Source organism: Sedimenticola hydrogenitrophicus, assembly GCF_025175675.1.
Classification (GTDB): Bacteria; Pseudomonadota; Gammaproteobacteria; order Chromatiales; family Chromatiaceae; genus Sedimenticola; species Sedimenticola hydrogenitrophicus.
Map to the genome: position 1 here is coordinate 81,344 of NZ_JANIOA010000007.1, position 23,439 is coordinate 104,782.

A 23,439-nucleotide genomic window follows, 5' to 3' on the forward strand; every position below is an offset into this window, starting at 1 on the left:
ACAACTATGCGCGCCTTGCCGTGCCTTGAAGGCAAACGGCCGCTTCAATAAAATCTGTGGCCGGCGTAATCTGTGACAGTTATCTCTTTCCAGGCCCTTACCAATACAAAAAGCACCGATAACCGGTGCTTTCAACTGGTAAGCCTTTAATTTGAACGGCGGTTGATTTCATCCCGCATGCGCTGTGAGAAATCCTCGATGCTCATGCTACCGAGGTCTTCACCTGTGCGCGTGCGGACGGCCACCGTCCCCTCTTCCATCTCGCGGTCGCCCACCACCAACAGGTAGGGAACTTTTGCCAGAGTATGTTCGCGAATTTTAAAGCCGATCTTCTCGTTTCTCAAGTCTATTTGCACCCTGAACCCCTGATTATCCAGGTTTTCCGCCACTTTTTTCACATATTCGGCCTGGCGGTCGGTGATATCCATGATCACGGCCTGTTTCGGGGCCAGCCAGAGCGGCAACGCCCCCGCCGATTCCTCGATCAGGATGCCGATGAAACGCTCCAGCGAGCCGAGGATCGCGCGGTGCAGCATCACCGGCACCTGACGGCTGTTGTCATCGGCGATATAGCTGGCATCCAGCCGGCCCGGCATGGAGAAATCGACCTGCATGGTGCCGCACTGCCAGACCCGGCCCAGACAGTCGCGTAGCGAGAAATCGATCTTCGGCCCGTAGAAGGCGCCCTCGCCCGGCTGCAACCGCCAATCCAGTTCCTTGGCGTTCAGCGCCTGTTCAAGGGCTTTTTCCGCCTTGTCCCACACCTCATCACTGCCGACCCGCTTCTCCGGTCGGGTGGAGAGGGCGATCTGGATATCGCTGAAGCCGAAATCGGCATACACCTCGAACAGCAGGTCGACGAAGGCCGAGACCTCTCCCTGGATCTGGTCCTCGGTACAGAAGATATGGGCGTCATCCTGGACGAAGTTGCGCACCCGCATCAGGCCGTGCAGCGTGCCGCTGGCCTCGTTGCGATGGCAGGAACCGAATTCGGCCAGTCGCAGCGGCAGGTCGCGATAGCTCTTCAACCCCTGGTTGAACACCTGCACATGGCAGGGGCAGTTCATCGGCTTGATGGCGAAATCACGCTCTTCCGAGTGAGTGGTGAACATGTCATCCCGGTACTTGTCCCAGTGGCCGGACTTCTCCCACAGGCTGCGATCGACAATCTGCGGGGTGCGGATCTCCCGGTAGCCGGCGCGCCGGATCTTCTCCCGGATGTACTGCTCCACTTCGCGGTAGATGGTCCAGCCATTGGGGTGCCAGAACACCATGCCCGGCGCCTCTTCCTGGATATGGAACAGGTCCTGGGCCTTGCCCAGCTTGCGGTGATCGCGCTTCTCCGCCTCTTCCAGCCGGCGCAGGTAGTCCTTCAGGTCCTTCTTGTCCCGCCAGGCGGTGCCGTAGACCCGTTGCAGCATCTCGTTGTCGGAGTTGCCGCGCCAGTAAGCGCCGGCCAGCTTCATCAGCTTGAACGCCTTCAGATGCCCGGTGCTCGGCACGTGGGGGCCGCGACAGAGGTCGGTAAACTCTCCCTGGGTATATAAGGAGAGATCTTCGTTCGCCGGGATCGACTCGATGATCTCCGCCTTGTACAGCTCGCCCAGGTCGCGGAAGAACTTGACCGCCGCGTCCCGCGACACCACGGAACGGGCCACCGGCAGGTCAGCCTTGGCCAGCTCCTTCATCTTCTCCTCGATCGCCTTGAGGTCCTCCGGGGTGAAGGGGCGCTCGTAGGAGAAGTCGTAATAGAAGCCGTCCTCGATGGTCGGCCCGATGGTAACCTGGGCCGTGGGAAACAGCTGCTTGACCGCCTGGGCCAGCAGGTGGGCGGTGGAGTGACGGATCACATCCAGCCCCTCGGCATCCCGATCGGTAATGATCGCCAGCCGGCTGTCCTGCTCGATCAGAAAGGCGGTGTCCACCAACCGGTCATCGACACGCCCGGCAAGGGCGGCCTTGGCCAGGCCGGGACCGATGGAGGCGGCAACGTCGTGTACAGAAACCGGATTATCGAAGCTCCGTTGGGAGCCGTCGGGGAGGGTAATGACAGGCATTCTTTCTCTCTCTCAGTGGTGACCCATACGAGAGGCCACATGAATTAAAACAGATCCTAGTTGATCCACCAAATCGACATGCGCAACATGTCGTTGTATAGGGCGTCAGTGGACGCGCTTTCGCTTACCCACCCTGATGCAGGCCGGCTAACTCCTCACCACATAGTGATGGGTTACGTCGTACCTCCTCCTCCACCCATCCTGCATGGGCGGGACAAATCCGCTCCCGCACCTCCCTGTGCTTCGCTGGATAAGTCTGTCCCTAGACAAAAAAGCCTCCGTTTCAGCGGAGGCTTTTTTGGGTGTTGGTAGGCGCGATCGGATTCGAACCAACGACCCCTACCATGTCAAGGTAGTGCTCTAACCAACTGAGCTACGCGCCTGTAAAGAGCGCGAATAATACACGCTGTGCGGCGTATAGTGCAAGTGCGAAAAACAGGTCCTATGACCTGAAAAGGGGAATATAAGGATTGATTTTGTACCGGTTGCAAGCCTATACAGTGTACGACAGACTCCTACACTCAACCGGACGGGCTGTAGCGGGATAAAAACAAGGATATCGATGTGACCTTCAAATCCAAACCCCTCATTGCACTGCTGATTATAGCGGCCGTCGGCGCCACCCTCATCTGGTACTTCAGCCGCCCCGAAGCGCTTGCCGTCACCACGTCCGCGGCGCAGCTCGGCCTGGTTGAAAAAACCGTCGCCAACACCCGCGCCGGCACGGTCAAGGCCTGCCGGCGGGCCAAGCTGTCGCCCGGCACCGGCGGTCAGATCGCCCAACTGGATATTCGCGAAGGCGATCTGGTGCAGCAGGGTCACCTGCTGTTGCAGCTCTGGAACAAGGACCTAATGGCCCAGATCCGACTGAGTGAATCGGAAGCCCGGGCGGCGGCGGCCCGCGCCCGGGCGGCCTGTCTGCAGGCGCAGGTGTCGAAACGCGAAGCCGACCGCATGCAGCGCCTGCACCAGAAAGGGGTGGTCTCCGAGGAGGCGATCGACAAGTCCCAGACCGATGCCCAGGCACGGCTGGCGGATTGCGAGGCGGCCAACGCCTCCACCCGGGTGGCGTCCGACCGGGTGGAGGTCAACCGCAGCAACCTGGAGCGGACCCAACTGTTCGCCCCCTTCGACGGCATCGTGGCGGAGATCAACGGCGAGTTGAACGAATATGTCACCCCTTCGCCACCCGGCATCCCCACCCCGCCGGCTGTGGACCTGATTGATAACAGCTGTTTCTTCGTGGAGGCACCGATCGACGAGGTGGACGCGGCGCGGATAGCGGTCGGTCAGCCGGCGCGGATCACCCTGGACGCCTTCGACAAACGCGGCTTCCCGGGCCAGGTGCGGCGTATCGCACCCTATGTGCTGGATCAGGAGAAACAGGCGCGGACCGTCGATGTGGAGGTGGAATTCAGCAATCCCGAGGATATACGCCAACTGCTGGCCGGCTATTCGGCGGATGTGGAGATTATTCTCGAGACCAAACCGAACGCCCTGCGCATACCCACCGACGCGGTGATCGACGAAAACCGGATCTATCTGTTGCGCCCCGACAGCGGCTTGATCGAGCAGCGAGAAATCGAGACTGGCCTCTCCAACTGGGATCACACCGAGGTACTCTCCGGCCTGAGGGAGGGGGACCTGGTGATCACCTCGGTGGATATCGAGGGCCTTGAGGATGGCGCGCCGGCGATCCAGCAGAAGGACCCACAAAAGTGATTCGACTCGAGCGGATCAACCGCAGTTTCGTGGTGGGTGGCGAGACGGTCCACGCCCTGCGCGACATTGACCTGGAGATGGCGGCGGGCGATTACCTCTCCATCATGGGACCGTCCGGTTCGGGCAAATCCACCCTGCTGAATATCCTTGGGCTGCTGGATCAGCCAAACAGCGGCCGCTACTTTCTGCAAGGCACGGAGACCACCGCCCTGAACGAGACCGAACAGGCGGTTGCCCGCCGCGACCATATCGGCTTTGTGTTCCAGTCCTTCCACCTGATCCCGCGTCTCACCGCGGCGCAGAATATCGAACTGCCGCTGATGCTGGCCGGGGTCGAACCGACCGAGCGAACGGAGCGGGTCGCCGCGGTGCTGGAACAACTGGGACTCGGCGACCGTGCCCGACACCGGCCGGACCAGCTCTCCGGCGGCCAGCGCCAACGCGTCGCCATCGCCCGGGCCACCATCATGCAACCCGCCCTGCTGCTGGCGGACGAGCCCACCGGCAACCTGGACAAGCACTCCGGCGATGAGGTGGTGCAGACCCTGGAACAGCTGAACAGCCGCGGCATCACCCTGGTGGTGGTCACCCATGACCCCGAGATCGGTGGCCGGGCGTCACGCAGGATCCGCATGGTGGACGGCGCCATTGATCCTGGGCACCCGCTAACGGGGAGCGGCTGATGCGGCTGAATGACGCCTTCGGTTTCGGCCTGCGCGCCCTCACCGGAGCCCGCAGCCGTACCTGGCTGATGCTACTGGCGATGGCCATCGGCGTCGCCTCGGTGGTGGTGTTGACGGCCCTGGGCGAGGGCGCCCGGCGTTTCGTGGCCAACGAATTCTCCAGCCTCGGCTCCCATCTGGTGATCGTCATCCCCGGCAAGGTCGAGACCACCGGCGACACCCCGCCGCTGGTGGGCGGCACACCACGGGATGTGACGCTGGAAGATGCGCTGGCCCTGGAGCGCAGCAGCGCCATCCAGCGGATCGCCCCACTGGTGCTGGGCGCCGCCCCCGTCTCCTACCGACAGCTGGAGCGTGACATCACGGTGATGGGTTCCACGGCCGAACTGATGCCGATACGCAATCTGGAACTGGCCCGCGGCAAGTTCCTGCCCGAAACCGACCCGACCCGGGAGAGCGCGGTCACCGTGATAGGAGACAAGTTGAAAAAGGAGCTGTTCGGCAATCGTCGTGCCATTGGCGAGTGGGTGCGTATCCATGACCGCCGGTTTCGCGTGATCGGCATCCTGAAACCGCTGGGGGAGTCGCTCGGCATGGATATCGGTGACATTGCGGTGATTCCGGTGGCCTCGGCCCAGAGCCTGTTCAACACCGAGGGGCTGTTCCGCATCCTGGTGCAGGCGGAGGGCCGCGAGGCGGTTCCCCGCGCCCGGCAGGCGGTCATCGATATCATCAGGCAACGCCACGACGACGAAGAGGATATCACCGTCATCACCCAGGACGCCCTGCTCTCCACCTTCGACGACATCTTCCGCTCGCTCACCTACACCGTAGCCGGCATCGCCTCCATCAGCCTGGCGGTGGCCGGCATCCTGATCATGAACGTGATGTTGGTGGCAGTCTCCCAGCGTACCGCCGAGATCGGCCTGCTGAAGGCGCTGGGCGGACGTCGGGGAGAGATCCTGTCCCTGTTCCTGATCGAGGCCGGTCTGCTCTCGGTAGCCGGCTCGACGATCGGGCTGATGGTTGCCTATGGCGGGGTCTGGCTCATGGGGCGGATCTATCCCGATTTTCCGCTGCTCATCCCGCTCTGGTCCCTGGGGGCGGCGCTCGGCATCTCCCTGGCCACCGGCCTGCTGTTCGGCATCCTGCCCGCCCGGCATGCCGCCCGGCTCGATCCGGTCGTCGCCCTGGCGGGACGCTGAGATGCTGACCCGGGACTTCGTCCGCCTCTCCCTGAGCTCGGTACGTTTCCATCGCACCCGCAGCCTGCTGACCGCACTGGGTATCGCCGTGGGAATCGCCGCGGTGGTCCTGCTCACCTCGATCGGCGAAGGGATCAACAAGTACGTACTCTCCGAATTCACCCAGTTCGGTACCAATCTGATTGCCATCAATCCGGGCAAGTCGGCGACCTTCGGCATCTCCGGGGCGCTGATCAACAGCGTCCGCCCACTCAGCCTGGAGGATGCCGAGACCCTCGCCCGCCTGCCCCATATCCAGGCGGTGGTGCCGATGGTGCAGGGCAATGCCGCGGTGGAATTCGACCGGCGATCCCGCCGCACCTATGTCTATGGTGTGAGCGATGCCGTACCCGAAGTGTGGCGGATGAAGCCGGCCCTGGGCCGTTTCCTGCCGGCCGATGATCCACGTTTCGCCCGTGCCTTCGTGGTGCTCGGCAGCAAGATCCGTGACGAGCTGTTCAAGCAGGAGAATCCGCTGGGCAAGCGGGTGCGCATCGGCAGCGAGAGCTTCCGGGTGATCGGCGTGATGGAATCGAAGGGCCAGCTGCTCGGCTTCGACCTGGACGACGCGGTCTATATCCCCACCCACAAGGCGATGGCCCTGTTCGATCAGGAGGGACTGTTGGAGATCGACCTGCTCTATCGCAGCGGCGTCGACAGCGCGGTGGTCGCCGAACAGGTCAAGCAGCACCTGATCTCCCGCCACGGCAACGAGGATTTCACCATCACGACCCAGGACCAGATGCTGGAGACCCTGGGCTCGGTGCTCAACATCCTCACCCTGGCGGTTGGTGCCCTGGGCGGCATCTCGCTGCTGGTGGGCGGGGTCGGCATCCTCACCATCATGACCATTTCGGTCAACGAACGCACCGCCGAGGTGGGCCTGTTCCGGGCGCTGGGGGCACTCCGGCAACAGATTCTCTGGCTGTTTCTGGGCGAGGCGGTGGTGTTGGCCAGTCTGGGCGGCCTGGCCGGCCTGCTGATCGGCGCTGGCGGCGCCTGGCTGCTGCATGTGGCTGTACCGGCGCTGCCGACCCACACCTCCTGGGGCTACGTGCTGGCGGCCGAGGGGATCGCGGCGGTGATCGGCCTGGCGGCGGGGGTGATGCCGGCCTGGCGGGCCGCCCGTCTCGACCCCATCGAGGCATTGCGCACCGAATAGTCGGGTCCGGTTGACTTCCCGGGGGATAGGGGCTAAAAACCGTTTTCTTTCTTTCCCCGGAGTGTTTTCGTGCCGCAGAATCCGCGCATCTGGTACCCCCTGCCCTTCCTCCTTTGCCAGGTTGCCGGCCTGCTGATCTACACCAGTTGGCTGTTCGAACCGACCCGCGCGCTCTGGGATGCCCTGGACAGCCGCCTGTTCTTTCTGCTCAACGGCCTGCTGGCCGAGGGGGATTGGGGACGCCTGTTCTGGGCGGCCGCCAATACCAAGACCGCCGATATGCTCACCGGACTGGGGATGATCCTGTTCTTCTTCCTGTTCATTTTCAGCGGCCCCAAGGCGTCGCGTATCGAACGCCTGAGTATGTTCGGCGTGATGGCCGGGATGATCCTGCTGAGTCAGGATGGCGGCCTGGTGGATCTCTACAAACAGACCATCGCGGTGGAGCGGGCCAGCCCGTCCCTGGTGCTGGAGCCGGTCTACCGGCTGAGTGAACTGGTCCCCCAGATCAAGGCCAAGGACGCCTCCCACGGCAGCTTTCCGGGTGATCACGGCATCGTCACCCTGCTCTGGGTCGGCTCTATCTGGTTCTTCGCCGGCTGGCGCTGGGGCGTGGCGACGATCCTGATCGGCACGCTGATCCTGCTGCCGCGCATGGTGGCCGGCGCCCACTGGCTGTCGGACAACCTGGTCGGCTCCAGCCTGTTGGCGCTGTTGATGGTGGCGTGGATCCTCTGCACCCCGCTCGGTTACTACCTGCAGCGACTCGGGGAACGAATCCTCGGTTTCCTGTTGCCGGACAGTTGGGGTACCAACCGCTTAGGGCTCGCGCAAGAATAATTTCGTAGTACCGAGGGCGTCACTGGGCCACGCCGGCAAGGCGCGCTTCGCAGACAATGGCCGCTCCCGGCCATGGCATCCTCGGCTCCGTAAACGGTACATCCCTGTACCACTCCTCATGGCCTCCGCGGCATAAGTCCATCCATGGACAAAGCCGCTACCTTGGCAAAAAGCGGAACGCCGCAGGCGGGATCCAATGGCGACCGAATACCGGAACTTATTTTTGCGCGAACCCTTAGGCCAGCAGCCCCTTCCCCTGCAGTGACTTGATCTGGTCGCGCAGCCGGGCGGCCTCTTCGAACTCCAGGTCGCGGGCGTGCTGATACATCTCTTTTTCCAGCTCCTGGATACGCCTCGCCATCTGCTTCGGCGACAAGGCAGCGTACTCCACCGTCTCCTCGGCCACCTTGGCGAAACGTTTGGCGGACATGGGGCCGCCGACGCGCGCCCCCTCCATGATGTCGGCCACCGACTTGCGGATGCTCTGGGGGGTGATGCCGTGGGCGATATTGTGGGCGACCTGCCTCTCGCGTCGCCGGTTGGTCTCATCGATCGCCCGCTGCATTGAGCCGGTCATCCGGTCGGCATAGAGAATCGCCTTGCCGTTGATATTGCGCGCCGCCCGGCCGATGGTCTGGATCAACGCCCCCTCCGAACGCAGGAAGCCCTCCTTGTCCGCATCCAGGATCGCCACCAGCGAGACTTCCGGCATGTCCAGCCCCTCGCGCAGCAGGTTGATCCCCACCAGGACATCAAACTCGCCCAGGCGCAAATCACGAATGATCTCCACCCGCTCCACCGTCTCGATATCCGAGTGCAGATAGCGCACCCGGATGCCGTGGTCATTCAGGTAGTCGGTCAGATCCTCCGCCATGCGCTTGGTCAGGGTGGTGACCAGCACCCGCTCCTTCACCGCGATACGCAGATTGATCTCCGAGAGCAGATCATCCACCTGGGTGCCGGCGGGACGTACCTCCAGCTCCGGGTCCACCAGTCCGGTGGGGCGCACCACCTGCTCGATCACCGCGCCGGAGTGCTCCAGCTCGTAGGCGCGCGGGGTGGCGGAGACATAGATGGTCTGGGGCGAGCGCTGCTCGAACTCCTCGAAACGCAGCGGCCGGTTGTCCAGGGCCGAGGGCAGGCGGAAGCCGTACTCCACCAGGGTCTCCTTGCGTGAGCGGTCACCGCGGAACATGCCGCCCACCTGGGGGATGGAGACATGGCTCTCATCCACCACCAGCAGGGCGCTCTCCGGCAGGTAGTCGAACAGGGTCGGGGGCGCCTCGCCCGTCTGGCGTCCGGAGAGGTAGCGGGAGTAGTTCTCGATGCCGGAACAGTAGCCCAGTTCCAGGATCATCTCGATATCGAAGCGGGTGCGCTGCTCCAGGCGCTGCGCCTCCACCAGCTTGTTGGCCTCCCGCAGCTGCTCCAGGCGCTCCTTCAGCTCGACCTTGATCAGCTCCACCGCGGCCAGCAGGGTTTCGCGCGGGGTGACGTAGTGGGACTTGGGATAGATGGTGTAGCGCGGCACCTTGCGCAGGATCTCGCCGGTGAGCGGATCGAACAGGGCGATGGACTCCACCTCGCCGTCAAACAGCTCCAGCCGCACCGCCTCCCCGTCCGACTCCGCCGGATAGATATCGATCAGCTCGCCGCGAACCCGATAGGTGGCGCGATGCAGCTCCACATCATTGCGGGTGTACTGCAGTTCCGCCAGGCGGCGCAGAATGGCGCGCTGATCCAGCACATCGCCGCGCACCAGGTGCAGCACCATGCTGAGATAGGAGCGCGGATCCCCCAGTCCGTAGATACAGGAGACGGTGGTGACGATGATGGTGTCCGGCCGCTCCAGCAGCGCCTTGGTGGCGGAGAGCCGCATCTGCTCGATATGCTCATTGATCGAGGCGTCCTTCTCGATGAAGGTATCCGAGGAGGGAACGTAGGCCTCTGGCTGGTAATAGTCGTAATAGGAGACGAAGTACTCCACCGAATTGTTGGGGAAAAACTCCTTCATCTCGCCGTACAGCTGGGCCGCCAGGGTCTTGTTGTGCACCAGCACCAGGGTGGGCCGCTGCAGCTCCTGAATCACGTTGGCGATGGTGAAGGTCTTGCCCGAACCGGTCACCCCCAGCAGGGTCAGCCCCGCCTCGCCGTCCCGCAGCCCCTCAATCAGCCGACGGATCGCCTCCGGCTGATCACCGGCCGGCGCGAAATCGGATACAAGTTGGAAGCTCTTGGTCATATAAATCGGAAAATTCCTACGGGGAGTTCGCGATAATCCTATCCTGAACCGTTTCCGGTCACGCTAGATTTCACCCTTGGGGTACAAAGGAATTGTGCCACAACCAGACAAAGGAGTGTCATCGTGAAATCTCATGTTATTGGGAGCATAACCCATGGCAAGGGGGTAACCCTGCTGGAGCTGTTGACCACCCTGGCCATCGGCGGCATTACCCTCTCCCTGGCCGTACCCGCCATGGCCACTTTTACCGGCAACACCGCACGCAGCGGCTCAATCAACACCCTGGTCAGCCATATCCAGCTGGCCCGCAGCGAGGCGATAACCCGGGCCAGGCGCACCATACTCTGTCCCAGCCTGGACGGTCAGACCTGCTACGACAGCACCACCTGGGATCGGGGCTATATCCTGGTCGAGGACAGCAACAATAGCAAAATGGTTGACCCCGGTGACCAGTTGCTGCGGGTGTTTCAGAGTCTGGACCAGCGGATTACGATCCACTCCACGGTTAATCGCAAGCGCATCCTGTTCAACCCGCTGGGCATGTCACCCGGCTACAATCTGACCCTCAGTTTCTGCGATCAACAGCAAATAACCGAACCAAAGGCGGTGATCGTCTCCAACACCGGCCGTCCACGCCTGTCGAAGACCAAACCCGATGGCTCGCCGATCGACTGCCCGTGAGCTCGGAACCTTACGAGGCCAGAACAGGGGCAATTACGGCCCGCGCTGCGAACGAAAACTTTTTCCTCCGCACCCTTGACCACACAGGGATAGCTGATTAGTATACGCGCCTCGACACATTCCTCGGTAGCTCAGTTGGTAGAGCGGGTGACTGTTAATCACTAGGTCGGCGGTTCGAGCCCGTCCCGAGGAGCCATACAAAGAAGGGTTAGCAACCGGTGGTTGCTAACCCTTTTGCTTATCTCCCGTTTGCATATCCACCTTTTACTAATCTGGGTCGCCGGAAATCATAAACCCCACCAGAGCGAATCATGGTGGGGTGGAGTTGGGTTACTTCTGTTCTATTCGATCTTATTTTCGGGCTCCGCTTTAACTCTTCTACGCCGGTAGCCGATGCCGATACCGGCCAAGCCAAGACCCATCAGGGCAAGCGTGGCGGGCTCAGGTACCGTGGGGTTACACAGTGTGTCATCGGGCGGGCAGACACCGGTGATCGCCGTGCCGATAAACAGCTGCTCATAACCGTTGTTCAGGCCATTACCCCACTGGGCTACGCTGGTATCCAGGCAATCCATCCATCCGCCTCCGGCGTCACCCTCACAGCCGTAGCGGACATCCACGTGCAGGGTGTAATCGGACAGATCAGCGATACTGCCGTACAGGGAGGTCAGCAACGCATTGAGTTCCGGGAATATCACCGCGTAGGCGACGTGATCCGCACCCAGATTGTGGTTGATGGCCGCGGAGACATCCGCCAGCAGCAGGGTTCCGTCACCCAGCAAGCTCAAATCCCCCTGGCTGATGCCGCAGGAGACCGGGATAGGTATGGGATTGGAGCCATTGGATGCAACACACAACTGTCCACCCGAAACCACCCAGTCGGTATCGCCGGAGAGGGGGAAATCGTTAGTGGGATCCCCGGCCCCGCTTCCCGTGGCGGTATAAAGGGTCGGATCGCCAAAGAAGGTGCCGCCTCCGCCTTCGGTTACAATCGCATAGGGGCTGTCGTCGTTGGTGAACTCAAACGTGGAACCGGCCACCACCGTCGTGCCATCAGCAGCGGTTATCCACAGACGCGCCCAGGCAGCCAGGGTCTGGTCCGCTGCAGTACCGCTGTTGGTCTGGTTGTTGTTGAAGAAGAAGACCAGCTCTTCACCCGCCGTGAAGGTCTGCAGGGCACTGAGCGAGGTGTCCCAGGTGGTATCCAGGTTACCAGTGGGCTCGGGAGCTGAGAACCCCCTGTCGGTGGTAGTGGAACTGTAGAAAAAGGTCTCGCCGCCGGTGGAGCCCGTCGGGGTAGAGTAGGCGTCATCCATCCCGGCAAAATTGGTCGTCACCTGTTGACCTTCGGAGCCGGTGTTCAGCACCACCAGATCCTGAATCTGGCCGGGTGTTGAAGGGATGGCGTAGGGGCCGTTGTTGGTACTGAAGCCGTACTGGTAGTTAGCGATGGGCAGGGAGTAGGACTGGCCGTCGCCATAAGTCACAAACCCCAGTCCGGTCAGGTCGATGGTGGCGGCGTGGGCCGTGGAAAGCAACAACAGCCCGGCGACGGCGGCACAACTTTTTTTCAGGATACTCATCGCTTTTCTCCTATTTCCTTAAATACTTTACGTCCATGACTCGTGACTCTTGTTCTCTGCCTGGAACAACGCATAAATCGCGCCAGCAAAACTACTGTCTAAAAAATCAATGACATACGCGCCTCTCGATAGATTAAAAATCCCGCGTGTAAAATTTACTGACAGCCTCCAGGAAGGCAACGCGTAAAGGGAAACATTATCAGGGGAATGGGATGGCGCAAAAAAGCCCGGGGCAATCCGTGCCACCGCCTTTCACTGACACAAACCAACTTTCAAAATGCCAGTCCGACAAGTGGAGCCGGTCACGTCGTATGCGAAAACCTCTTGTTTTTTCGGACTGACGGCCAATAATTCAATTAGACGCATTGTTATCCCATGATCACCATTCAGAATGAACCGGGTGTTTAATTCGTGTTCAGCAATAACAGGGGTGGCGGAGTTCAATAACAGGAAAAAGCAGCGTTGGTCGTCCCTCGCCTCCCCAAGAACATCCACCTGTTTCCGCGGGACAGCACGCGTAGCGACAGGTTTAGGGAATCGAACAAGCCGTTGGCTGGATAAGCCCAAAGGGCGCATCCACCAAAAACCGTTATCCGGTGGACACGCTTCACCTCTCCAGGCCGCGGTAGTTTCAGATGCGGAATCCAACCCTGGCTGGGTCTGGTGGGTAAACGGATATAGAGAATGAATCGGAGTCCATCCATGTTCGTTAGGCTGCAGGTTGCACGAACAGAAAAACAACTCGATGATGTCTTCGCACTTCGATACATGGTCTATGTGGCCGAACGGGGAAAATTCTCCGGCGACACCTCCAACGAAAAAAAAATAGTCGACCGTTACGACGCCATGCCCAACGTGGCCAATATCGTGGCCTACTACGGCGACACGGCTATTGCCTCGATGCGCATCAACAAGGACTCGCCCATCGGCCTGCCGGCGGAAGAGTATTTCGATTTCTCCCCGATCCGCACGGAACTCGAACAACAGTCACTGGAACAGCACGTCCGCAGGCCGGTACTGGTCAGCGGCAGCATGCTCGCCATACACAAGGAGTGGCGAAACAAGCGCAATGTGATATTCGCCCTGTTCAAGACGGCGGCCGGAGTCATGCACGACTGGGAGGCTACCCATATCATCGGCTCGATCAGCGAGGAGACCCTTAGTCTGTACGGCCGCATCGGCTTCGATACCGTGGATGAACCAACCTGGAACGAGCACGTCAAGGATACCCTGGTGCCAATTCTCGCCCCGTTCGAACGGGTGTTCGATTGGGCCTACGGGGATATCAGCAGAAAAATGGCACCCTTCTGGCTGGACAATTTCTGCGGCAAGTTTGAACGCCTGTTGTTGCCCCCGGGCAGCGTCATCTTTTCGCAGAACGATATGGCGGAGAACGCCTATGCTATTGATGAGGGCTGGGTTTCCATATCGCGTACCGACCGGGAGGGCAATGAAATGGTACTCGCCAATCTCTCCCGGGGGGAGTTGTTCGGCGAACTGGCGTTGTTTGACAACGAGCCCCGATCCGCCACGTCAACAGCTATTTCCAATGTCGGATTGATTGTCCTGAACAAGCGCTACCTGCTGGACATGATCCGCGACCATCCCGAAAAGCTGATCCAGCTGCTGACCCACTTCTCGAAACGTGTTCGCGCCCTGGATGAACTGGCCATGGTGCAGGCCTTTGCACCGCAGACCAATCGAGTGATGTTCGCGTTGAATCAGTTGTGGCGATCGGCGGTGGTGGACAGGAAAAATCCGGGCCTGCGCGTAGCCAAGGTGGGCCCGGCACAGATTGCCAAGTCGGCCCAGATCCGCGAGCACGATGTTCTGGCGGTGCTGGAATCGGAGAAGGTCAAGGGAACGCTCGAATATGGAAAAAACAGTGTCCGATTCTTTTCCATGCCGTCCAAGATTCAGTGATCGTAACTACTCACCCTGTGAGTTGTCTTGGGACACCCAAATTGAGGCCATGTCTGGTATTGGATCCGGGCACGAAACAAAAATGCATTTTGTATTCGTAACTACTCACGGAGTGATTGGTCTACCTTGCCGGCCTCACACGATGGCTTATCTCCTCGAATCCGGCCAACAAGGCAGACCAATCATTTACCGACCGCGTAAGTAGTTACTTGTATTCTGCATATTCAAGGTTTGCCGCCGTCACCGATGACTGCACATTTCCGTACCGCCGGAACCCCTGATTAAGTCAGCGGTTCCTCAGGGGAGTGGTTAGTGGACAAAAAATTTGCCTACCATGAGGCCTTCTCGCGGAACCTCGGTTGGGTTACCGAGACCGAACAGGAAATCCTGAAAAACAAGCGCGTCGCCATTGCCGGATTGGGGGGGGTCGGCGGCAGCCATCTCCTGACCCATGTCCGGCTCGGCATCGGCAAATTCAGCATCGCCGATCCGGACATCTTCGAGCTGGCCAATTTCAACCGGCAGGCCGGTGCCAGCCTCAGTCATATCGATCAGCCCAAGGTGGATGTGCTGGCGGCGATGGCCCGCGATATCAATCCCGATCTCGAGCTGGCCAAATATCCCCAGGAGATCGACTCGACCAACCTCGATAGGTTTCTCGAGGCGGTGGATCTGTACATCGACGGCCTCGATTTCTTTGCCGTCGAGGCCAGGCGAGCGGTGTTTGCCGCCTGCGCAGACAAGGGTATTCCGGCGATCACCGCCGCCCCGCTGGGTATGGGGGTGGCCTTGCTCAATTTTATTCCCGGAAAAATGACCTTTGAGGAGTATTTCCGACTCGACGGGCAGACCACCGACGAGCAGTTGCTGCGCTTTCTGCTCGGCCTGTCACCGTCCATGCTGCAGATGCCCTACCTGGTCGACCGCACCCGGGTTGACCTGGAGGCCCAAAAGGGACCCTCCACGCCGATGGCCTGCGATCTGTGTGCGGGGATGGCGGCCACCCACAGTCTGAAGGTGCTGCTCGGGCGCGGGCCTGTGCCCGCCGCTCCCCGGGGGGTGCATTTCGACGCCTACCGGAACAGGCTGAACCACACCTGGCGCCCCTGGGGCAACGCCAATCCCATCCAGAGGTTGGGATTGAGCATCGCCCGCAAACGGTTATCGGGAAAACCGTCCCACCCGGTAGCGGACGGGACGGAGCCGACGCCAGGGAGCCCCTTGCAGCGCATTCTGGATCTCGCCCGTTGGTCACCGAGCGGTGACAACACCCAGCCCTGGCGCTTCGAAATCCACTCCGAGAGCCGGTTCATCATCCATGCCAGTGATACCCGTGACTGGTGCCTGTATGACCTGGACGGCCGGGCGAGCCAGATCGCTGTGGGAACGCTACTGGAGACGATCGGGATCGCGGCGACCGGCGAGGGTCTGCGAGCCCGCTTCACCCGGTTGCCCGATGTCCCGGAAACACAACCGCTGATCGAGGTTATGTTGGAGCCGGCACCTGGAGGAGAGCACGACCCGCTGCTCCCGTTCATACGGGCACGAGTGACCCAGCGAAGGCCCCTTTCCACCCGCCCCCTGTCACCAGCGCAGAAAGCAGCGCTGGAGCAATCCGTAGGTGAGCATTACCGGGTCCTGTGGCTGGAAGGCCGGGAGCAGCGATGGCGGATGGCGAAGTTGATGTTCAAGAATGCGCACATACGACTCACCATACCCGAGGCGTATGCAGTGCATAAACGCATCATCCAGTGGGATTCCCAGTTCAGCGCGGACCGGATACCGGACCAGGCAGTGGGGCTGGACCCGGTTGCCCTGAAATTGATGAAGTGGGCGATGAAAAGCTGGGAGCGGGTCGCGCTACTGAACAAGTACTTTGCCGGCACCCTGATGCCGCGAATTCAGCTGGACCTGATCCCTGCGCTGCGTTGTGCCGCGCATTTCATCCTCGTGTCCAGGCAGCCTGTGGAACATATCGATGATTACCTCGACGGCGGACGTGCCACCCAGCGCTTCTGGCTGACGGCCACCAAGCTGGGATTGCAGTTTCAGCCGGAACTGACGCCGCTTATTTTTTCCCGTTATGTCGCGGAGTCGAAAACATTCACCGGCGAGCAGGCGGCACAGCGGAATGCCGTCCACCTGAAGCACCAGTTCGAAAAACTGGCTGGCGCGGACACGCTTGGGGGCGCCGTGTTCATGGGACGGGTCGGCTTTGGCAATGCGCCCGCGGCGCGGTCGCTGCGGCACGAACTGAAGGAATTGATCCTGGAACCAGGTGACGAATCCCGACAGTGCTGAATTTTTCCAATCGCGGCGGGGCGCCGCTTCTACAATTGAGTCGCCAACCCGGAATTCCGCCCGGACCGGAGGAGGAGCGCTCCCGGGCCGATCAGCTGCATCATGGATGCGGTTCGTTTAACTCGCCACCGCCTGCGGTCCGATCGGAAACCGCGGGGGGGCAACGGCATCACCAGTGGTCCCCTACCCGCTGTGGACGATAGGGTTTGTCCAGGTCGTAGAAGCGGATACTCTCGTCATCGCTGCCGCTGGCCACGTAGCGCCCGTTCGGGCTGATGCGCACGGCAGCACCGCAGAGCCGGTGACCCTGCAGTCGGCGCAGCACGTCTCCCTCATCGACGCTGACCAAGCGCAGGTTGGCATCGGTATGACGACCGAGACTAATCAGGCGCCCGCCTGCCGGATGATAGTCGATCGAGGTGACCGCGCCCCAATGTTCGGTCTGCTGAATGCGCAGCCGGCCGCTGTTCAAGTCCCAGTAGAGAAGGTTGTACCAGGCGCCGGCCGCGAGTTCCGTGTCATCCGGCGAGAATCGCAGCTCCAGGGCTCGCCGCGGCGGTACCTCCAGCTGCCGGATCTCCGTGAGTGCCGGGTCCAACAACCGCATCCGGCGATCAGCGGTCGAGACCGCCAGCCGGCCACCGCGGTGATCGCTGGCCAGCGCCACTACTTCAGATCCGAGATTGAGTTGTTTCACCGGCCCCAGCTCCGGATAGCTGAAGGCCCTTATTCGCCCATCCTCGTAGCCGGCAAGAATCAGCCGGGATTGTTCAACATAGGCAATGGAAGTCAATCCCGCCACCGTCTCGCGTTGCGTGACGAGCCGACCGTCGGCCGGGGATGAAATGATCAGGGTACCGGCCTCCTCGGCGCTCAACAACCACTCATCACCGATCCACAACAGCCCCCGCACCGGTGTGCGATGCCACTTGAAGCGGCTGATTGCCGCGCCGCCTGGCACTCCCCAGACGGCCAGATCGCCCTTGAAGCCGGCGGACGCGATGCGCTCCCCTGACGGATCAAAGGCGAGTCGGGTGACACCAAACAGATGGCTGTCGGGGATAGTCAAATCTGGCGGCTGCGCCGGTTGGAGTCCGGCGCAACCGCCCAGCAGCAAACCCAGCAGCAGTATCAGACAAACATGATTACGCATTCGTCACCCGATAAAATTCCATACCATGCGCTGATCCGGGTCACAGGCGGCGCAGCTCGACCAGCTTGTTGTTGCCATCCAGGGTCAGTTCAAAACGACCAGCGATACCCTCGGCGGTGACAAAGGGCCTGAAACTATCGGCCGGAAGTTGGATGGTGCGTCCATCCTCGGCCTGGACAATCACCGCACGGGCGACGCCGCGGTAGTAGTGCAGGTAGGCTTCAGCGCTGATATTCAGTTGAAAACGGTGACGCGGCATCGCAGGGTCTTCATTTTTGTAGTTCGAGTCCGAGGAACATCCCGTCCAGCACCAGCAGATTGGGACTGATGGTGCCGAGGATTTTCTTCTCCTCCACCACCAGCGCACGCATCAGATCAAAGCGGGCGAACAGGCGGGAGCAGTAGCGGATGTCCATCTCCGGATCGACATAGACCGCCGGCTTGGCCATCACCTCGTAGACATTGACCCGTTTGGGCGAGCGATCCAGCGCCAGCACCTGACGCGCGATATCCGATACCAGCAACAGGCCATACTCGTCATCGTCATGACGTTTGTCCACCACCAGCAGCGAAGTGCGGAGCTTCTTCATCAGCAGCAACGCCTCATAAATCGTGGCACTGCCTTCGATCAGGCCGAACTCGGTTTTCATGACATCCCGCACACAGATACGGGGGGTTGTTTCACTCATGCCTCACTCCTCGGGTTAGCGCGATTTCGCGCCGGTGATGCGGTGCGATCAACCGCCATTATTATCCAACACCGATTTGAACTCTAGGTCATCTTGACTCACCCGGCGACTCATACCCGTTCGCCCACCGCTGTAATGGTGAGGAGTGGTACAGGGATGTACCGTTTACGGACCTGAGGATGGCATGCGCCTACCGGCTTATCCACCCTACGAACCTGGCGCCGAACCACGGATACACACAGATGGACACGGATCGGATAGGTCACGCAACGCGTGGCCATGCACATTCATGACCTCCATGGGTACAACAGTCCGCCTGTTGCGATGCGTCCTTAACCGGAAATCCGTGTTTATCCGTGTCCATCCGTGGTTCACTCCCAGGACGACAATTCAGACCCGCTGCGCCACCAGCATGGCCATGTTACGCCAACCGCGACGGGTATCGCCCAGCAGGCGCTCTTCCCGATAGACCCGGACCTTGAGGGTGGGAAACAGCGTCAGCAGTTCGTTGTCATCCAGCCGGAATTGTTCCGATGAAGGTCCCTCGTCACTGACCGCCACGCGGCTGTAGGTCTGGTAGAAAAGTAGCCCACCCGGCCTTAGTGCGGCGGCAATGACCGGGGCCAGTGACCGCTCAAGAAAGAAACTGACCAGGATCAGGTCAAAGCTTCGCGGCTCGGGCGGGATTGCAATCACGTCGCGCACGGCGGTGTTGATTACAAGCCCCTGTTCCCCGGCCGCCCGCTCCAGCCGGCCAATGGCGACCGGCGACAGGTCCCAGGCGGTTACTTCCAATCCGCTGGTGGCCATGAACAGGGCGTTGGCCCCACGCCCACAAGCCAGATCCAGCGCCCGGCACCCGGCGGTGGCCAGATGAATGTTCTGCTCCAGCACCGTGGCAACCCGGCCGAGACTCTCCGCCTCGGCGTGCCGGCTATCCCACTTGGCGAGCAGTTCGTTGTCCTTCATCGGTTCACCCGGCCAGTCCGCGCGCCAGATCGCCCTGGATATCCTCGATATCTTCCAGCCCGACGGCAACCCGGATCAGCCCCTCTTCGATACCGGAGAGCTGTTTCTCTTCGTCGGTCAGGCGGCCGTGGGTGGTCGAGGCCGGATGGGTGATGGTGCTCTTGGTGTCGCCCAGGTTGGCGGTGATGGAGAGCATCCGCGTGGCATCGATCAGCCGCCAGGCCGACTCCCGCCCCCCCTTGACCACGAAGGAGACGATGCCGCCCGCCGCCTTCTGCTGCCGTTGCGCCAGTGCATATTGTGGATGGCTCTGCAGGCCGGGGTAATGGACCCGCGCCACCCCCGGCTGATCTTCCAGCCAGCGCGCCAGGGTCAGGGCATTCTCGGAATGGGCCTTCATTCGCAGCTGCAGGGTCTCCAGTCCCTTCAGAAACACCCAGGCGTTGAACGGGCTCATGGTCGGCCCGGCGGTGCGCAAAAAGCCGAACACCTCCTCGCCCACCAACTTCGCATCCCCGACCACCGCCCCGCCGACACAACGCCCCTGCCCATCCAGGTACTTGGTGGCGGAGTGGATCACGATGTCCGCCCCCAGCGCCAGCGGCAACTGCAGCGCCGGCGTACAGAAACAGTTGTCCACCACCAGCAACAGCCCCCGGGAGTGGGCCAGATCGGCCAGGGCGGCGATGTCGCCCAGTTCGGTCAGCGGATTGGACGGGGTCTCCACATAGAGCATCCGGGTCTCGGGGCGGATAGCCGCCTCCCAGGCAGCCAGCTCGCTCAGGGCCACAAAACTGGTCTGAATGCCTACCTTGGCCAGGAACTTGTTGAACAGCACATTGGTGGTGCCGAAGATACTGCGCGAAGAGACGATGTGATCACCCGCCTGCAACAGCGCCATGCAGGTGGCCAGAATGGCCGACATACCGGATGCGGTGGCCACACAGGCCTCGCCCCCCTCCAAGGCCGCCAGCCGCTGCTCAAAACAGGCCACTGTCGGATTGGTGAAGCGGGAGTAGATATTGCCCGGTTCGTCCCCACTGAAGCGGGCGGCCGCCTCGGCGGCACTCTTGAAGACAAAACTGGAGGTGGTGAATATCGGCTCCGAGTGCTCCCCCTCCGCGGTACGGATGTGGCCCGCCCTGATCGCCCGGGTTGCCAGACCCCAGTCATCATACGCTTCTGTCATTGCTGAATACCTTTACCTGTATAAAAAACCACGGGCATGAAAAAACCCGCCTGGCCGCACAGCCAAAGCAGGTGTTCCTCGCTTTAGCCGCATTTCTATAGCGCCCGCAATCTGAGATAAATCGGCGCTTCGGCTAAGACTAGGTCGGCAGCGGTGGTATTGTCAAGCGATTGTGACGCGGACGAATTGACTCAAATTAATTGACACCGTGCATACTGGCTGGGCGGAACCCTGGAGAACCACTGATGCACACAGATAAACACGGATTCAGAATTCTGACCTCCTATCTGTGTGAATCTGTGTCCATCCGTGGTTCCTTACTAACCAGCCCGGGATAACTAAACCGCTGATAATTAAACGGCTATTGAAGGCCATATTCAGAATTGCTGAACCCGGACCAGCAATTGTGCAAATAATAACTGCGATTTAATAACCCGTAGACCCACCGCCATCCCATGCCCGCAATGTTCGAGAACCCTAGGGCGGGGCGGGCCCGCCCACGGGGCGCCCAATGACTGATTTTGCGGTATCAGGCCACAGGCCCCGATCACTCGAACAGCGCGAGATAGTCGCCGTAGCCTTCAGCCTCCAGCGACTCCTTCGGGATGAATCGCAGCGCGGCCGAGTTGATACAGTAACGCAGCCCGGTAGGTGCCGGTCCATCGGCAAACAGATGACCGAGATGGGAATCACCATCCCGGCTGCGCACCTCGGTGCGCTCCATGAACAGCTTGCGATCCTTGTGTTCGACAATATGCACCTGCTCCACCGGGCGGCTGAAGCTGGGCCAGCCGGTGCCGGAATCAAACTTGTCCCGGGAAGAGAACAGCGGCTCGCCGCTGACCACATCCACATACAGCCCCTCACGCTTCTCATCCCAGAACTCATTCTGGAACGGCCGTTCGGTTCCCTCCTGCTGGGTTACCTGATACTGCAGCTCGGTCAGTCTGTGGCGCAGTTCATCATCCGGGGGCCGCTGAAAGTCCGCAACGCTCTTGGACGGATTATCACTACTCATGGTCTTCTCCCGTTGCTACCGTGCTTGCCGACGCCGTAGGATGCCGGTGAGCTTGCGAACCGCATCATTCGCCCCAAGGCTTGATTCGGTTCGTGCCTCACCAGCATCCTATTCTGAGCATCGGGCTTATTCGCGTTCATTTGCGTTCATTCCATCCTTAGGTCCGTAAACGGTGCATTGCATCCTCGGCTCCGTAAACGGTACATCCCTGTACCACTCCTCTTGCACTACTCCTCGCGGCTAATATTTTTCCAGTGTACGGCCCACAGCACGGCCCAGGGTACGGATGGGCTAGATGGGTAATCAGGTAAATCTATAGCCTAAAAACAGGCCGATAAAAACCCGGGATTCCAAAGTTAATTCCCGTGCACAGCAACGGGAGCCAGGCGTTAAAATCGCCTATTTCCACTTATAAAACAATGAAATAGCATCGGACGACCGGGCTCCTCCGCCGACAAAATCGAAAAAATGTGATCAACGGTTGCCACCCAGACCCGACATCACATCCATTGGCAATTCAATCGGTTACATTTGTTACCATTGAATCGTCATATTTTTAACGCATTTTTCAAGCCACAACGCGTGTATTTTCGGTTGCTGCACCGCACTAATGACGCTACTGTACAGAACATCTGATCTAATCAGTCGAGTTATCGTTATGCTTTACAACCTCCATGCCATAGGCTCCTACTGGGCCCGCTCGGTCAATTTCTACGCCTTCCTCAACGCCTCCCTGAGCAAGGACATCCCCTGGCTCAAGCAGTGGCATGCCGCGAACCGGTTGCTGGAACGCTCTACCCGCCCCTACTCCAGGCCCTCCTTCGAACTTGAGATCGAAGAGAGCGTGGTGATCTGCAATCCGTTCGGCGACCTGCTGCGCTTCGGCACCCCCGACGCGAAAAAACCCAACCTGCTGATGGTGGCGCCTATGTCGGGACATTTCGCCACCCTGCTGCGGGGGACGGTGCGGGAGTTCATCCGGGATCACAACGTCTATATCACCGACTGGCATGATGCCGGCAGTGTGCCGCTCACCGATGGCCGCTTCACCCTCGACAGCTATGTCGATTACCTGCGCGAGTTCATTCGCTATTTCGACGGCGATGTGCACCTGATGGCGGTCTGCCAGCCCTCGGTTCCGGCACTAGCCGCGGTCGCCCTGATGTCGGAAGACAGGGAAGCGGTGCCACGCAGCATGGTCCTCATGGGCGGTCCGGTGGATACCCGCCACACCCCCACCGAGGTCAACGATTTCGCCGAGAAGCGCAACCTCGCCTGGTTCAAGCGCCACACCATCCATCGGGTGCCGCTCAACCGCCGGGGCGCGGGAAGACACGTCTATCCCGGTTTCCTGCAGCTGGCCGGTTTTCTCGCCATGAATATCGACCGCCACGTCTCCGCCCACCACGAGTACTTCGATCACCTGGTTTCGGGCGACGGTGACAACGCCGCCCAGCATGAGGCGTTTTATGATGAGTATCTCGCCGTCATGGACCTGGATGCCCCGTTCTACCTGGAGACCATCCAGAAGGTCTTCCTGGAGCACCACCTGCCCAAGGGGATCCTGGAGTGCGAGGGCCGGCGGGTGAAACCGGAACTGATCACGGACACCGCCCTGATGACCATTGAAGGGGAACTGGACGACATCACCGGCCAGGGCCAGACCCGGGCCGCCCACAAGCTCTGTCCCGGGGCGCCGCTGCACGAGCACCTGACCCAAACCAAGGTCGGCCATTACGGCATCTTCAACGGCCGCCGCTTCCGCGAGGAGATCGCCCCGCGTATCCGCGCCTTCATGAACCAGGCAAGCAACCGTTAGGATTCTGCTTGCGAACCGCATCGTGTAGGATCCCGAGGGGTCGGAGTCAAATCGATTCGACACCGGATGGTTAAACTTGGCTCAGGGGTTCGATTTGACTCCGACCCCCGCGTGCGAAGGGCAACCGCGGGGGGTTGCCCCTACGCCCATCCCTGGCCTGCAAC

The 23,439-nt window shown here is 60.7% G+C and carries 17 protein-coding genes, 2 tRNA genes and 1 pseudogene; 10 read left to right on the top strand and 10 right to left on the bottom strand.

Annotated features, from left to right (window positions below):
- Window positions 1-146: 146 nt before the first annotated feature.
- Together thrS and NPX02_RS05925 are read right to left on the bottom strand one after the other, a co-directional pair.
- Window positions 147-2,057 carry a threonine--tRNA ligase gene (thrS, locus tag NPX02_RS05920; protein ID WP_260292525.1) on the bottom strand — a complete coding sequence of 637 codons (1,911 nt, stop codon included), beginning with the start codon at window positions 2,055-2,057 and terminating at the stop codon, window positions 147-149.
- A 306-nt stretch (window positions 2,058-2,363) separates the two neighbouring features.
- A tRNA-Val gene (locus tag NPX02_RS05925) sits at window positions 2,364-2,440 on the bottom strand.
- Window positions 2,441-2,621: 181 nt separating this feature from the next.
- Here NPX02_RS05925 and NPX02_RS05930 point away from each other — a divergent pair.
- The 5 genes from NPX02_RS05930 (at window position 2,622) to NPX02_RS21455 (ending at window position 7,708) form a co-directional block, all read left to right on the top strand.
- The gene (locus tag NPX02_RS05930) at window positions 2,622-3,779 is read left to right on the top strand and encodes an efflux RND transporter periplasmic adaptor subunit (protein WP_260292526.1); all 1,158 of its coding nucleotides are present in this window, start codon (window positions 2,622-2,624) and stop codon (window positions 3,777-3,779) included.
- Complete coding sequence (locus tag NPX02_RS05935) at window positions 3,776-4,462, top strand: ABC transporter ATP-binding protein (RefSeq protein ID WP_260292527.1); 687 nt, start codon at window positions 3,776-3,778, stop codon at window positions 4,460-4,462. Before NPX02_RS05930 ends, NPX02_RS05935 begins: the two co-directional genes overlap by 4 nt.
- Complete coding sequence (locus tag NPX02_RS05940) at window positions 4,462-5,667, top strand: ABC transporter permease (protein WP_260292528.1); 1,206 nt, start codon at window positions 4,462-4,464, stop codon at window positions 5,665-5,667. Before NPX02_RS05935 ends, NPX02_RS05940 begins: the two co-directional genes overlap by 1 nt.
- A 1-nt stretch (window position 5,668) precedes the next feature.
- On the top strand, window positions 5,669-6,868 hold the full coding sequence (locus NPX02_RS05945) for an ABC transporter permease (RefSeq protein WP_260292529.1): 1,200 nt from the start codon (window positions 5,669-5,671) through the stop codon (window positions 6,866-6,868).
- 69 nt (window positions 6,869-6,937) lie between these two features.
- Window positions 6,938-7,708: a phosphatase PAP2 family protein gene (locus NPX02_RS21455; RefSeq protein WP_260292530.1), complete on the top strand. Its 771-nt coding sequence runs from the start codon at window positions 6,938-6,940 to the stop codon at window positions 7,706-7,708.
- A 235-nt stretch (window positions 7,709-7,943) separates the two neighbouring features.
- On the opposite strand, the gene uvrB is transcribed toward NPX02_RS21455, so the two are convergent.
- Window positions 7,944-9,950, bottom strand: a complete 2,007-nt coding sequence (gene uvrB, locus NPX02_RS05955; RefSeq protein WP_260292531.1) for an excinuclease ABC subunit UvrB — start codon at window positions 9,948-9,950, stop codon at window positions 7,944-7,946.
- A gap of 123 nt (window positions 9,951-10,073) precedes the next feature.
- On the opposite strand from uvrB, the gene NPX02_RS05960 reads away from it, so the two are divergent.
- Window positions 10,074-10,631, top strand: coding sequence for a GspH/FimT family pseudopilin (locus NPX02_RS05960; protein WP_260292532.1), 558 nt, complete (start codon window positions 10,074-10,076; stop codon window positions 10,629-10,631).
- A gap of 120 nt (window positions 10,632-10,751) precedes the next feature.
- Window positions 10,752-10,827 (top strand) — tRNA-Asn (locus NPX02_RS05965).
- Window positions 10,828-10,972: 145 nt separating this feature from the next.
- Here NPX02_RS05965 and NPX02_RS05970 read toward each other — a convergent pair.
- Window positions 10,973-12,214 carry a PEP-CTERM sorting domain-containing protein gene (locus NPX02_RS05970; protein ID WP_260292533.1) on the bottom strand — a complete coding sequence of 414 codons (1,242 nt, stop codon included), beginning with the start codon at window positions 12,212-12,214 and terminating at the stop codon, window positions 10,973-10,975.
- Between the two features lie 702 nt (window positions 12,215-12,916).
- Between NPX02_RS05970 and NPX02_RS05975 the strand changes: the two genes are divergently transcribed.
- Both NPX02_RS05975 and NPX02_RS21460 read left to right on the top strand, forming a co-directional pair.
- Complete coding sequence (locus NPX02_RS05975; RefSeq protein ID WP_260292534.1) at window positions 12,917-14,137, top strand: cyclic nucleotide-binding domain-containing protein; 1,221 nt, start codon at window positions 12,917-12,919, stop codon at window positions 14,135-14,137.
- Between the two features lie 312 nt (window positions 14,138-14,449).
- Window positions 14,450-15,340 (top strand): annotated as a pseudogene (locus NPX02_RS21460) (ThiF family adenylyltransferase); the annotation flags it as partial.
- A gap of 1,267 nt (window positions 15,341-16,607) precedes the next feature.
- Here NPX02_RS21460 and NPX02_RS05985 read toward each other — a convergent pair.
- The 6 genes from NPX02_RS05985 to msrB form a co-directional block, all read right to left on the bottom strand.
- On the bottom strand, window positions 16,608-17,591 hold the full coding sequence (locus NPX02_RS05985) for a WD40 repeat domain-containing protein (RefSeq protein WP_260292536.1): 984 nt from the start codon (window positions 17,589-17,591) through the stop codon (window positions 16,608-16,610).
- 40 nt (window positions 17,592-17,631) lie between these two features.
- Window positions 17,632-17,850, bottom strand: coding sequence for a DUF2835 domain-containing protein (locus NPX02_RS05990; RefSeq protein ID WP_260292537.1), 219 nt, complete (start codon window positions 17,848-17,850; stop codon window positions 17,632-17,634).
- A 10-nt stretch (window positions 17,851-17,860) separates the two neighbouring features.
- Window positions 17,861-18,280, bottom strand: a complete 420-nt coding sequence (locus NPX02_RS05995) for a CBS domain-containing protein (protein ID WP_260292538.1) — start codon at window positions 18,278-18,280, stop codon at window positions 17,861-17,863.
- A 390-nt stretch (window positions 18,281-18,670) separates the two neighbouring features.
- Window positions 18,671-19,249: a class I SAM-dependent methyltransferase gene (locus NPX02_RS06000; RefSeq protein ID WP_260292539.1), complete on the bottom strand. Its 579-nt coding sequence runs from the start codon at window positions 19,247-19,249 to the stop codon at window positions 18,671-18,673.
- Window positions 19,250-19,253: 4 nt separating this feature from the next.
- Window positions 19,254-20,438: an O-succinylhomoserine sulfhydrylase gene (locus tag NPX02_RS06005; protein ID WP_260292540.1), complete on the bottom strand. Its 1,185-nt coding sequence runs from the start codon at window positions 20,436-20,438 to the stop codon at window positions 19,254-19,256.
- Between the two features lie 547 nt (window positions 20,439-20,985).
- Window positions 20,986-21,456 (bottom strand): peptide-methionine (R)-S-oxide reductase MsrB, encoded by a 471-nt coding sequence (msrB, locus tag NPX02_RS06010; protein ID WP_260292541.1) that lies wholly within the window; start codon window positions 21,454-21,456, stop codon window positions 20,986-20,988.
- A 658-nt stretch (window positions 21,457-22,114) separates the two neighbouring features.
- Here msrB and phaZ point away from each other — a divergent pair.
- A complete protein-coding gene (gene phaZ / locus NPX02_RS06015) occupies window positions 22,115-23,275 on the top strand; it encodes a polyhydroxyalkanoate depolymerase (RefSeq protein ID WP_260292542.1) in 1,161 nt (386 codons plus the stop codon).
- Window positions 23,276-23,439: the final 164 nt, after the last annotated feature.